Below are 12,315 nucleotides of genomic sequence, written 5' to 3'. Positions count from 1 at the left end.
ACCTTAGTTAAAATTTTTATAAAACTTAAACGATATATTTATTATAGCATAAAATGCATATTAATAAATGTTAAATAGAATTTAATTAATTAATATATAGTTGACAAAATGGTAGTAAAAACATAAAATTATATTAAATAAAATTTAATTAGTTTAATATAATTTAACAGGGGGATTTGTATGCAGATAACAACTTTTGGGGCAATATTTGGACTTTTTACAGCTATAATTCTTATAATTAAGAAATTTCAACCTGTGTATAGTTTAATGTTAGGAGCTTTAGTTGGAGGATTGATTGGAGGTTGTCATTTATCACAAACTGTAGAGTATATGATAAATGGAGCAAAAGATATATCACCATCTATATTAAGAGTTTTAGCATCAGGAGTATTAGCAGGATGTTTGATAAAAACAGGATCAGTAAATAAGATATCTGAAGAAATAATTAAGTTATTAGGAACAGATAAAGCCATTTTAGGAATAGCTATATCAACTATGGTTTTAGCAGGAGTTGGGGTTAACTTAGATGTAGCTATTATAACTGTTGCACCTATAGGTATGTACATAGGAAATAAGTTATCTTATTCTAAAATATCTATACTTTTAGCTTTAGCTGGAGGAGGGAAGGCTGGAAATATAATATCACCAAATCCAAACACTTTAGCAGTATCAGAAAATTTCAATGTAACTTTATCAAATGTAATGGCATCAAATATAGTGCCTGCTATATGTGGAATATTTATAACTGTAATATTAACTAAGTTGATTATAGATAAAGGTAGCAAGTTTGAACAAAGTGATATATTACAAGAAAAAAAGGAAATGCCTACTTTATTTAGATCTTTGATAGGGCCTTTAGTATCTATAGGGTTATTATTTCTAGGTAATATATCTAGTGTTTCCATAGATCCATTAATAGCACTACCTTTAGGAGGAATAGTTTGTGTAATTGCAACAGGAAATATTAAAAAGTTAAATAACTATTTAGCCTATGGAGTTAGCCAAATGCAAGGAGTATGTATATTATTAATAGGAACAGGAACACTTGCAGGTATTATACAAATGTCTAATCTTCAAAATAGTACAATAACTGTACTTGAAGTATTAAGCGTACCACAATTTTTATTAGCACCAATATCTGGGATGCTAATGTCTTTAGCAACGGCATCATCAACAGCAGGAGCAACTATAGCATCATCAACTTTTAAAGAAGCTATAATAAGTTCAGGATTTTCAGCTTTAAATGGAGCAAGCATTGTAAATGCAGGTTCTAGTGCTTTTGAGCAGTTACCTCATGGATCATTATTTCATACAAGTGCAAAGAGTGTAAATATGGGTATAAAAGAGAGATTTGCATTACTTCCTTATGAGATTATGGTAGGGTTTAGTATGACAGTAGTATCGACTTTAATAAATATTATGTTTTTTAAATAAATATATTAATTAAATTGTCTAAATAAAAAAGGTGAATATAAATTCGCCTTTTTTATCTAAAAAATGATAATATAAATAATAGCAATATATTACATAAGTATAAAAGTAATAAAAAATATTTTTCAATTGGTAGAAAAAATAAGAATGGGGTATAAATATCAATAAAAATTATTGATTGTATCAACTAAAAAGGAGGAATATGTATGAATGTATTAGAAATGTTTGTAAAAAATTTATGTGGAGTATTTAATAATGATAAACAAATACATAAACAAAAACAAGAAGGTAATTTAACTCACCCAAAAGCTAAGCATATAAATGGTATAGCAAATGATAAAATAATAAATTTACCAAAAGACTTTAAAGGATATTTTATAATAGAAGAAAGCTATTATGAAATGGGAGAGAGAAAAAATATATTACCTCATTTATTTTTATTTGAATTAAATGAAAATAATCAAGTAGTATTAAAATCATATGAAATACCTAATAATATATCAAAAGAAGATTTTAGAAATGATAACTTAGATTTAAAATTAGATTATAATACTCTAGAAGAATCTAACAAATTTACACCTATGGTATACTTTGAAAAAGACGGAGTATTTGAAGGAGAAAGTGTTAGTTATTTTTCAAAAGAGGTAAAATTTGTGTTAAAAGAGAGAATAGAAAAAGATACATTATATGTAAGTGAAGTTTTTTACAAAAACTCAAAAATAACATTTGGATTTATAGATCCTATCATATATAATAGAGTGAACTAGTAATTTTATAGAGGTGAAAAGGTGGAAATTGAGTTAGTAAATAAGTATAAAATGGAAATAAATAAAGATTTTAGAAAGTATGCAGAAAATGCGTTAAAAGATTATGATTTTGCTATATCAAATTTAAGATACTTACTTTTAATAGAAAGACGTAGTGGAATAAGTTTAAATGAAATAGCTATAGAACTTAATATAGATAAGGCTATGGTAACAAGAGGAATAAAAAAACTTGTAGAACTTGGCTATGTAAATAAAGAACAAGATAAAATAGATACTAGAGTATATAGGCTGACACTAAGCAAAAAAGGTGAGGAAGCTTTAGGTTCATTAAGTGGTATATTTAAAGAATGGTTTGATAAAGTAACTCATGATTTTGATGAAGAAGAAAAAGATATATATATGAAATTAATTAAAAAAGTATATGAAAATAGAGTATATAAATAATTAAAAAGTGTTAAGGTAGATAAATACCTTAACACTTTTTTTGAAAATAACTAAAGTGACTTTAGATATATAAGCTTTTGATAAAATAAAAGGTTAGAAATATTAATATAATAAATTAAATTAATTTTTATATAAAAAGGTTGACTACGTCAATTTGCGGTAATATAATTAGAATTGTCGACAAAAAACTTACAAAAACGACAAAGGGAGATGGTATTATGGAAAATACATTAGAAGCAATTGCAACTAATAGATTGTTACTAATATTTGCTGCAATTGCAATAACAGGTATTGTACTTGGAAAAGTGAGTGAAATAATAAAAGTACCTGATGTTATATTATACTTAATAGCAGGGATAATAATAGGACCAGCAGTCTTAAACCTAATTAGTATAGAATCTTTTCCTATTGAAAATAATTTAATACTTACATTTGGATCTGCATTTATATTATATGAAGGTGGTAGAGAAGTTAAATTAAAAGTACTTAACAAGGTCAAGATAAGTGTAGGAATGCTTGCAACTATTGGAGTCTTAATATCTACTGTAGTTGTAGGAGTATTTGCAGGAAAAATATTTAATATAGAAATTATGACAGCTCTTTTAATGGGAGCAGTTATAGCATCAACAGACCCAGCAGCACTTATACCAGTATTTAAACAAGTTACTATAAAAAATAAAATAAAGCAAACTGTAGTTAGTGAATCAGCATTTAATGATGCTGTAGGAGCTATAATAGTTTCAACTTTACTTGGAATAATAACTAGTGGAGAATTTTCTCTTGGCAAAAGTGCAGGTGAATTATTAATATCTGCATTAGGTGGGGTTGTTGTTGGTGTGGCAGTTGGATATATATTCTCATTATTAATATCAGACAAAAAATGGGGAATATTCCATTCATATGCACCAATAATGTCAGTACTTAAAGTTGCATTAGCTTATGAAGTAGCTACATTATTACATGGTAGTGGATATATGGCAGTATTTATAGCAGGTCTTATAGCAGGAAATAAAAAAATATTTGGACTTTGGGTACCAGAACATGACTTCCATTCAGAGCACTTATTTAGAGAGAGTATAGGAGCATTATGTCGTATGGCGATATTTGTAGTACTAGGAACACAAGTTGATTTAACATCACTTTCTGCTTATTGGAAGGAATCTTTAATAGTTGTATTAGTATTAATGTTTATAGCAAGACCACTTGTAGTTTTAATATGTACAGCATTTGATAAAGAGGCTAAATGGAAATTTAAAGAAAGATTATTTATGATGTGGGTTAGAGAAACAGGAGTAATACCAGCAGCATTATCAGGGATAATAGTATCAATGAAACTTCCTGGATACGAAATAATATCTTCAGTAGTATTTATGACAATACTTGTAACTCTTATAGTTCAAGCAAGTACAACAAAACTAGTAGCTAAGAAACTAGGGGTACTAGAAGAAGTTGAAGAATTAAAACAAGTAGCATAAAAAAAGGGTAGATTGATAAAATCTATCCTTTTTTTACATTAAAGGAAATTACATTAAGCATAAAACTGTTGATGACTCATGAAAATAATATATATCAATAGGTTTGAAAATGTAAAAAATGATATTTTGAGCAACGGACAAAGTCGTTGGCGACATGAGCGAAGCGAATTTTGTTATTTTGTAATAAAAGTTTCGCAGTTAGCATTTTGTGGATTTATCTGAACAAACGAAGCACTACATCCACCACTTATATTATATTTGCAATTATTAGCACTACATGAAATATTTTGAGTACTTGTTAAGGATACATTTCCACCATAATTTGACAAACTAAAAGAAGAAGAGTCTCTAAATGTATCACAATAAGTTTCAGGTGTTATGTAAGCATCATATCCTTCTACTTTTATATGAGAAGCATAGCAGCTACCAGATTTATTGAAAGCACATTCTTTTTCTAGACATAGTAAATTAGTTTCCATATTATTACCTCCTATAGCAAATTATATTTATAGTATGGCAATACTTAAAAATTTTTAATCATTTAAATAAATTTAAGAAAAGATATTTATAAAAAATAATATACAAGGCATAGTAAATACATCAAGTAAGAATGCAGCAACTAAAGGAACTATTAAAAATGCTTTTTTAGACTCACCATATATTTGACATACAGAACTCATATTAGCTAATGCATTTGGAGTAGCACCAAGCCCATGTCCTATAAGCCCACTTACCATAATAGCAGCATCTAAATTTTTACCTAAAACTTTATATACTACAAATATTGCAAATAACACTATAAAAATTGCTTGAGATACAACAATAATTATTATAGGGCCAAATAAACTAGATAGCTTAAATAAATCAATACTCATAAGTGCCATGGTCAAAAATATTCCCAAGGAAATATCACTAAGTAAATTTAAAATATCAAAATCAAGATTTAAAATTTTAAATTTATCATTAGAGTTTCTAAATATTACGGCAATAAATATGCATACACTTATAGTAGGAATTAATATATTAGTAGATGTATATATTATATTAGAAATAAGCTCACCAATATTTATACAAAGAAAAACTACTAAAATTTGTTCTAAGAATGAAGAAGAATTTAAAGTAGAAGAATTTCTAGTTAAGGATATGTTTTTTGTGTATGTTTTTATTAAAGAAGTATTAATATTATTAGGTTTTAATTTATTTTTTTCTATAAGAAATTTTCCTACAGGACCACCTAAAAGCCCTGCAAATATTAGACCAAAGGTAGCTGATGCTATTCCAACACTAGATGCATTAGCTACTCCTAGAGATTCTATAGTAAAGCCAAATGATGCAGCATATCCATGTCCACCTTCCATTGATATAGTCCCACACATAAGGCCAAGTAGAGGATGAATACCAGTAAATTTAGCTAAAACTACTGCTAGTAGGTTTTGACAAAATGATAATATACCACAGAGTATCCAATATTTAAATAAGTCCATGCCTCCTTTTTTTATTAAGGAAAAGCTTAGAGAAAGACCAACTATAGTAAAGAAAAAAGAAATAAAAAAACTCATCAAACTAGTATCCATAGTTATAGTGCATATATTAAAGAATTTTAAAAGTAAGTTTAATGCACAAAATAAAAGTCCCCCAATAACAGGAGAAGGTATACAAAATCTATCTAACACACTTACCTTTTCTTTAACAATACTACCAATTAAAAGCATAAAAATAGCTAATATTAACGTTTGTAAAATATTTAATTCTATAATAATAAAAAAACACCCCCTAAATAGTACTAATATAGCTAAAAGATAAGCCATTTATTAAAATATATTAGTACTAGCTAGGAAATATAATAAAAATTATATATTACATATTATATCAAGCAAATCATTAACGCTATCTAGTATATATTTTCCTTTATAGTAATCAAGTTTTATATCATCAAAGTTTTTTACATCTTTAACAGCTTTTGGTCTTTCTTCAAAGTATCCTATAATATTAAAATTTTTATCTAAAACTACTATAGTAGGACCTTTAAAATTTTCTTTATCAATATTTAATATAGGAGATAGAAATTTTTTACCACGAGCCATAGTTATAACAGATATATTAAAGTTTGGATTTAAATCACAAAACTTTTTAAGTATTGTTGTATTTATTTGAAAATCAGGACACCATATTTCTCCTGAGATCAAAAAATTTAATTCTAAATCAATATTCATTATTTTTGATTCAATTTCTTTAGGTAAATTTATTCTAGCATAATTTTTCGGTATTCTAGCTCTTTCTGATTTAGTACCTTCCCCTACAGCACTTTCAAAACTTACTCCTACATCAAAAAGTTCCTTTATAGTCATTTCAATCATAACTAACCTCCCCTAGTAATAGTATATAAATATAGTATCACAACAAGTTAATATAAAAAATATATTAAACATTTAAACTAAAGATAATATAAAGTATTATAAAAACAATTTACTATAAAAACATTGTATGATATCATATATAAGTATTAATTAAATAGGCGATGGAGTTCGCCATTAAATGCGAAAGCTAATGACTCCTACTCTTTTTATAAGGGTAGGAGTCTATTTTTTTGCGAATTACAAAATAAAGGAGGAAGTTATGATTATATTAATTAGTTTGGTAATAATAGGGATATTAGCAAATATAAGTGGAAAACTAGTAGAAAAGGTAAAGCTACCATCTTTAATAGGAATGATGGTATTAGGGATGGTGATAGGTCCATCTATATTTAATTTAGTTCCAAAAGAAACACTAGAAGTATCTTCAGGTATAAAAGATATAGCATTAGTTACAGTATTATTTATAGGTGGGCTTGGGATAAATGTATCTCAAATAAAGCAAATAGGAAGACCAGCAGTACTACTTAGTATAATACCAGCAACACTAGAAGGATTTACAATAGCATTTTTGTGTACTATATTTTTAGATTTTACTTTTATACAAGGAGCTATACTTGGATTTATAATAGCAGCGGTAAGCCCTGCTGTACTTATTCCAGCTATGGTATCACTAATTGAGAGAAAGTTAGGCCAAGATAAAGCTATACCACAGATGTTACTTGTTGGAGCAAGCTGTGATGATACAGTAGCTATAACATTATTTACTACACTTTTAACACTATATACTAAAAGTTATTCAGGAGAAAGTGTATCTATATTTAATCAAATTATGATAATACCTCTTACTATAATAATAAGCTTAGTATTAAGTTTTTTAATATTTAAAATAATTAAGCTTATAATATCTAAAGTTGATAATAAAAATATAAAAGTAATAATAGCATTTTCAACATGTATAGGTATGAGGTTTATAGAAAAAAACTTACATGTAGGGGTATTTAACTCACTACTTGCTGTTATGGTATACGGATTTTTAATAAGAAACTATATGAAAGATATTTCTAAAGAAATCCTAGATACAATGAATAGACTTTGGAAAATAGGAAAGATTTATTTATTTACATTTGTGGGAATAGCTATAAATCCTACATTGGTAGGAAAATATTTTATAGTAGGAGTTATAATACTTACAATATCATTAAGTGTTCGTTCAATAGGAGTATTTATATCCTTAATAGGAACTAATTTAACAATAAAAGAAAAAGTATTTTGTATGATAGCATATCTTCCAAAAGCAACTGTTCAATCAGCAAAGGCCTCTATACCTTTAGAAATGGGAGTTGCAGGTGGTGATATTATGCAAGCTATTGCTATTTTAAGTATACTTATAACTGCACCAATAGGATCTATAGGTATAAATATGACTTGCGATAAAATACTTCATAAAGGTGATAATAAAGACTTTTTTGAGGACATAAATATAAAAGAAAAAAATATACAAACTATATAATAAGTCTGTATAGAAAGGAGATATTATATGGAAATTAGAAAAGCTTGGATAGAGGCTGTAGACAAAAGAATATCTAGAAGAACTTTTAGTGATAGAGAAATAAGTGATAGTGATATATTAACATTAATTAATTTGATAGATGAAATAAATAAGGAATCTTCACTTAATATACAATTTATAAAAAATGGAGATGAAGGCTTAAATGGATTTAAGGCATCTTATGGACTTATAAGTGGTGCTAAATCTTATATAGGCTTAGTTGGAAATAGTAAAAATTTAAATTATAAGCAAAAAATAGGATATTATGGAGAAATGATAGTACTTCAAGCTGTAGCTATGGGACTTTCAACATGTTGGATTGGGGGAACATATGATAAAAAAGAATGTGAAAAACATATTAAATTTAATGATAAAGAAGAGCTAGTGTGTATAATAGCTATAGGTCATTCACCTAAAGAACTTTCTATAAAAGAGAAAGTTGTAAAATCTATAAGCAAAGGAAAAAATTCTGATATTATAATAGAAAAAGATGAAGAATTACCGGATTGGGTTTTAAATGGTATAAATCTTTCTAAAAAATCTCCAAGTGCTTTAAATAAAAAAGAAATAGGATATGAACTAAAAAATAAAAAAGTAAAAGCAGTAATAAAAGAAAAAAATCATAACTATGAAGATGTGGATTTAGGAATATCAATGCTTCATTTTGAAATAGGAGCATATGAAAAAGGCTATAAGGGAAATTGGCACTTTGAAAATGGAAGTTATTTATACTATTAATAATATATGAGACGAAAATATATTGCATATAATCTGGCTATGGCTATTTTATCTATAGTTATAGCTATAATATTAATATTAGAACTTACATTAGATTTAAGTTATCAAATTAGATTAGTATTTCAAATTATAGATTTCATAGTTTGGTCAATATTTGTAATAGATTATTTTACTAGACTTTATAAAAGTAAAAATAAGAAAAAATTCTTTAAGAAAAACTTAATAGATTTAATATCTATAATACCTCTTTACTCTATATTTAAAGTCTTTAGAGCTTTAGATATACTAAAAGTAGGAAGGGTAACAAGAGTATCAGAGATAACTCGAGTTATAAGACTACTTGCTATAATAAAACGTACTAATAATGAACTATCAGAATTTATGAAAACTAATAACTTTAATTACACTATAGGTATAGCAATAATTATTGTGCTAATAAGTGCAACCGTAATGTCATCTGTTGAAAATATGAGTTTAGGAGCTGCCCTTTGGTGGAGTATAGTTACATTTACAACAGTTGGATATGGAGATGTATATCCAATAAGTACATTAGGTAAATTAACTGCATCTATACTTATGATAATGGGAATTGGTTTTATAGGTTCTGTTACATCTACACTATCAACTTACTTTATAAAAAAAGAGGTAAGAAAAAGAAAAGCAGAAATGATTAAAAAAAATAGTAAATTGATTAAAAAAAGCCTTGGAAAATCTAAAATTATTTATACTGATAATGTAATATATAGTAAAGAAAATTATAAAAATGAGTTAATAAAAGATATTGTAAAAAGGTTATCTAAGTTTGATGATTTATCTAAAGAAGAGATAAATACAATGTGTAAGGTTTTATTATCATTAAAATGATATGGTGGCTAAAAATAACCCCTCTATAAATATAGAGGGGATTAAATTAGGGTATATAATTGATGCTTAAGGGTATAAGTTTAATGTCTTTTCCAAAAAATTTATACTAACATCTTTTAAAGATGAAGCTTGCGGATTAAAATTTAACTTTCTTAAATATCTATAAAAATCTAAATCATAAACATATATGTTTTCTTCATAAACCCCTTGAAAGTATCTATAGTTTAAGAATTTAGAAAAACCTTCTATTAAGTTTTCTGAGCAAAAGTCTTTATAATTATAAGCATATTTTCCTACTTTATCATACATTTTAGTTAGCTTTTTATCATCTTTTAATTTTTCATAAGCATCTAAAAACTCATCACTATTAACAAAGTATTCAAATATTATATGAGAAAACTCATGAAGAGGAATACTTATTATATCTTTATAAGGCGTATTTTTAGGTATTGTTGATATTAATTTTTTATTGCTTTTAAATCCTTGTGATTCAACAGGATTTAAAGAATAGTAAAATGTATATGAGTAACCATTATCAATATCTAATCCTGATGAACTTTCTATAAAATTTATAATATCTACTTCTTTAGATGCTAAAAGATTATTTATATCATTAGCTTTTTTTTCATAGGAAGCTTTGTTTTTATAAAAATAAGACTTAAAATAATCTTCATAAAAAGATGTAAAAAAATTATCAAACTCCTTACAAAAAGAAGGAGATAAATTTAAATAATCATCATTTAATATAGTTTTAATTATATCTTCTAAAGATGAATTATCATCTAAGCCTATAACGGCATTAGAGTAGCTCCATGAATCATTTGTAGTAAATATATCATAAAGAGAATTTTTCAAATCATCATCCATATCATTATAAGTATCTTTTAACCATATATAATGCTTATAAGCATCGTAAGAAGTACTTTTATATAAATCTTCATTAAACTCTTTTGGATTTTTTACATTGACATTATATAACTCATAAGCTGTTTGAATAAGAGATACTTTAAGTGTTATTCCCTTGACAACTATATCAGACTTGTAATTAGAAGAAGTTGAGTTATTAAAGCCTAAAGCAAAAAAGCTAAAAAAGGTAATTATAGGAATTAGTATTTTTTTTATTAAAATCACCACACTTTATAAGAGTATATATAAGTATTAAATTTTATATTTTAAATTCCTTTTATAACAGTTCAACAGTAAATTATTATAAATTATGTTAAAATATACCTAAAAATATCTAAATATAAAACAAAGTAAAGATAAAGATTATAAAAGAGTAAAATTAATTATATAAATACTTTATAATTTGTAAGAAATAGTACATAAATAAGTAAAATAAATTTTAAATATGTATACAAAAAAATACTTAAGTAGATTTTATAATTATTAAATATTTATATATAAAATATAAAAACATTATTAAAATAATTGTATTAAAAGAAAATAAATAATAAGAAAATTTAAGTTACACTAAAAAATATCAAAATTCCTCCGAATAATATAAAAAATCATATGAATATATAACATATGGAAAAAGGATACAAATGTTGATATAATTAAACATATAATATTAATAGCAGAATTTAGAAAGGGGGGGAATATGTGACTTTTATAGGCAATAGATATGAACTTTTAAACTGCGATGGGCAACTTGAATTAAATAAAATATATAAAGCAAGAGATGTATTTGACAATAAAAAAGTACTTATAAAGGTAGTTGAACATAATGAGTATATGGAAAGCAATTTTATAACTAACTTAATAGACGAAACTACTATGATAAATAACATACACTCAAAGTACATATCAAAAACCATCGATGTAGGTGTTCACTGTACAGAACTTACAACACTTTATTATATGGTAAGTGAATATTATAATGGAATAACCTTAGTAAATATGATAAATGGGAACTATTTACACCTAGAAGCTATAATAAATATAGCAACTCAGATTGTAAAAGCATTAGAAATACTTCACGAAAATAATGTGTATCATGGAAATTTAAACCCAACTAATATACTTGTAGATAAAGATTATAATATACGCCTATTAAACTTCCAAACAACAAAAGCTAATAATGGAATAAATATAAGAGCTGGGGGAGAGTTTAGATATTTATGTCCACATCAGCTATGCATAAATTTCACTGACTTAGATAGTGATTTATTTTCCTTAGGAATAATACTATTTGAATCTATATTTAAAAAGCTTCCTTTTGAAGAAGGTAAAAATGAGGAAGAAATGCTAAAAAACATAGATAAAGGTATTAATTGGAACCAAAATATAGCGATCAATGGCAATGATAAATTTATAAATATTATAAAAAAATTATTAAGTAGAAATGAAAAATATGAATATTTACAAGATATATTAATAGATTTAAGTAATGTAATGTATGAAAAAGCAGATATAATAGATACTGAGGAAATTAATGAAGATATAGAAGAAACAATAGAAAGACCAAAAAAAATCAAAAAACGTAAAATATTATTAGCAGTATCAATGATTAGTTTAGTATTTATAACAATACTTAGTATATTATAAGACCACAAAAAGTGGTCTTTTTTATATGTTTAAATGCAAAAATAAAATTATATAAAAATTAAAATTATAAAAAATTAATTTGTAGTAAAAAAAGTAATAATAAAACAGAAAAAACGATGAAAAAGATGAACGAAACTATA

12 protein-coding genes and 1 riboswitch are annotated in these 12,315 nt (G+C 25.5%); of the genes, 8 read left to right on the top strand and 4 right to left on the bottom strand.

Annotated features, from left to right (window positions below; genetic code table 11):
- Positions 1-180 precede the first annotated feature (180 nt).
- From I4U66_RS07550 to I4U66_RS07535, 4 genes are all read left to right on the top strand, one after another.
- A complete protein-coding gene (locus I4U66_RS07550) occupies positions 181-1,434 on the top strand; it encodes a GntP family permease (RefSeq protein ID WP_195928686.1) in 1,254 nt (417 codons plus the stop codon).
- Between the two features lie 203 nt (positions 1,435-1,637).
- Positions 1,638-2,198: a hypothetical protein gene (locus tag I4U66_RS07545; RefSeq protein WP_092925030.1), complete on the top strand. Its 561-nt coding sequence runs from the start codon at positions 1,638-1,640 to the stop codon at positions 2,196-2,198.
- A 21-nt stretch (positions 2,199-2,219) separates the two neighbouring features.
- Positions 2,220-2,642, top strand: a complete 423-nt coding sequence (locus tag I4U66_RS07540) for a MarR family winged helix-turn-helix transcriptional regulator (protein ID WP_092925032.1) — start codon at positions 2,220-2,222, stop codon at positions 2,640-2,642.
- Positions 2,643-2,860: 218 nt separating this feature from the next.
- A complete protein-coding gene (locus tag I4U66_RS07535) occupies positions 2,861-4,117 on the top strand; it encodes a cation:proton antiporter (protein WP_092925034.1) in 1,257 nt (418 codons plus the stop codon).
- A gap of 173 nt (positions 4,118-4,290) precedes the next feature.
- Here I4U66_RS07535 and I4U66_RS07530 read toward each other — a convergent pair whose 3' ends face one another.
- The 3 genes from I4U66_RS07530 to I4U66_RS07520 all read right to left on the bottom strand — a co-directional run bounded on the left by I4U66_RS07530 (position 4,291) and on the right by I4U66_RS07520 (position 6,474).
- On the bottom strand, positions 4,291-4,596 hold the full coding sequence (locus I4U66_RS07530; RefSeq protein ID WP_195581228.1) for a DUF1540 domain-containing protein: 306 nt from the start codon (positions 4,594-4,596) through the stop codon (positions 4,291-4,293).
- Between the two features lie 72 nt (positions 4,597-4,668).
- On the bottom strand, positions 4,669-5,925 hold the full coding sequence (gene gltS, locus I4U66_RS07525) for a sodium/glutamate symporter (protein ID WP_195928684.1): 1,257 nt from the start codon (positions 5,923-5,925) through the stop codon (positions 4,669-4,671).
- A 42-nt stretch (positions 5,926-5,967) separates the two neighbouring features.
- A complete protein-coding gene (locus tag I4U66_RS07520; RefSeq protein WP_195237459.1) occupies positions 5,968-6,474 on the bottom strand; it encodes a thioredoxin family protein in 507 nt (168 codons plus the stop codon).
- A gap of 148 nt (positions 6,475-6,622) precedes the next feature.
- Positions 6,623-6,681, top strand: a riboswitch (Fluoride riboswitch).
- 52 nt (positions 6,682-6,733) lie between these two features.
- On the opposite strand from I4U66_RS07520, the gene I4U66_RS07515 reads away from it, so the two are divergent.
- The 3 genes from I4U66_RS07515 to I4U66_RS07505 are packed head-to-tail and all read left to right on the top strand — an operon-like array spanning position 6,734 to position 9,625.
- Positions 6,734-7,984 carry a cation:proton antiporter domain-containing protein gene (locus I4U66_RS07515; RefSeq protein ID WP_195928683.1) on the top strand — a complete coding sequence of 417 codons (1,251 nt, stop codon included), beginning with the start codon at positions 6,734-6,736 and terminating at the stop codon, positions 7,982-7,984.
- Between the two features lie 27 nt (positions 7,985-8,011).
- Positions 8,012-8,761 carry a nitroreductase family protein gene (locus tag I4U66_RS07510; protein WP_166505702.1) on the top strand — a complete coding sequence of 250 codons (750 nt, stop codon included), beginning with the start codon at positions 8,012-8,014 and terminating at the stop codon, positions 8,759-8,761.
- A 6-nt stretch (positions 8,762-8,767) separates the two neighbouring features.
- A complete protein-coding gene (locus I4U66_RS07505; RefSeq protein WP_092925044.1) occupies positions 8,768-9,625 on the top strand; it encodes a potassium channel family protein in 858 nt (285 codons plus the stop codon).
- 66 nt (positions 9,626-9,691) lie between these two features.
- Here I4U66_RS07505 and I4U66_RS07500 read toward each other — a convergent pair whose 3' ends face one another.
- Positions 9,692-10,756, bottom strand: a complete 1,065-nt coding sequence (locus tag I4U66_RS07500) for a hypothetical protein (protein WP_195928682.1) — start codon at positions 10,754-10,756, stop codon at positions 9,692-9,694.
- A gap of 474 nt (positions 10,757-11,230) precedes the next feature.
- On the opposite strand from I4U66_RS07500, the gene I4U66_RS07495 reads away from it, so the two are divergent.
- The gene (locus I4U66_RS07495; RefSeq protein ID WP_092925048.1) at positions 11,231-12,175 is read left to right on the top strand and encodes a protein kinase domain-containing protein; all 945 of its coding nucleotides are present in this window, start codon (positions 11,231-11,233) and stop codon (positions 12,173-12,175) included.
- Positions 12,176-12,315 lie beyond the last annotated feature (140 nt).

This window comes from Romboutsia sp. D33t1_170424_H2 (assembly GCF_015669105.1).
In the GTDB taxonomy this organism is placed as follows: domain Bacteria; phylum Bacillota; class Clostridia; order Peptostreptococcales; family Peptostreptococcaceae; genus Romboutsia_C; species Romboutsia_C hominis.
The sequence above is the reverse complement of the archived record's forward strand: the minus strand, read 5'-3'. Positions and strand labels throughout refer to the sequence as shown.

What these genes read in the sequence shown, in the direction of transcription:
- I4U66_RS07510 (WP_166505702.1), top strand. Translation starts at nt 8,012, where the DNA reads ATGGAAATTAGAAAAGCTTGGATAGAGGCTGTAGACAAAAGAATATCT.
- gltS (WP_195928684.1), bottom strand. Translation starts at nt 5,925, where the DNA reads ATGGCTTATCTTTTAGCTATATTAGTACTATTTAGGGGGTGTTTTTTT.
- I4U66_RS07550 (WP_195928686.1), top strand. Translation starts at nt 181, where the DNA reads ATGCAGATAACAACTTTTGGGGCAATATTTGGACTTTTTACAGCTATA.
- I4U66_RS07530 (WP_195581228.1), bottom strand. Translation starts at nt 4,596, where the DNA reads ATGGAAACTAATTTACTATGTCTAGAAAAAGAATGTGCTTTCAATAAA.
- I4U66_RS07515 (WP_195928683.1), top strand. Translation starts at nt 6,734, where the DNA reads ATGATTATATTAATTAGTTTGGTAATAATAGGGATATTAGCAAATATA.
- I4U66_RS07535 (WP_092925034.1), top strand. Translation starts at nt 2,861, where the DNA reads ATGGAAAATACATTAGAAGCAATTGCAACTAATAGATTGTTACTAATA.
- I4U66_RS07520 (WP_195237459.1), bottom strand. Translation starts at nt 6,474, where the DNA reads ATGATTGAAATGACTATAAAGGAACTTTTTGATGTAGGAGTAAGTTTT.
- I4U66_RS07505 (WP_092925044.1), top strand. Translation starts at nt 8,768, where the DNA reads ATGAGACGAAAATATATTGCATATAATCTGGCTATGGCTATTTTATCT.
- I4U66_RS07545 (WP_092925030.1), top strand. Translation starts at nt 1,638, where the DNA reads ATGAATGTATTAGAAATGTTTGTAAAAAATTTATGTGGAGTATTTAAT.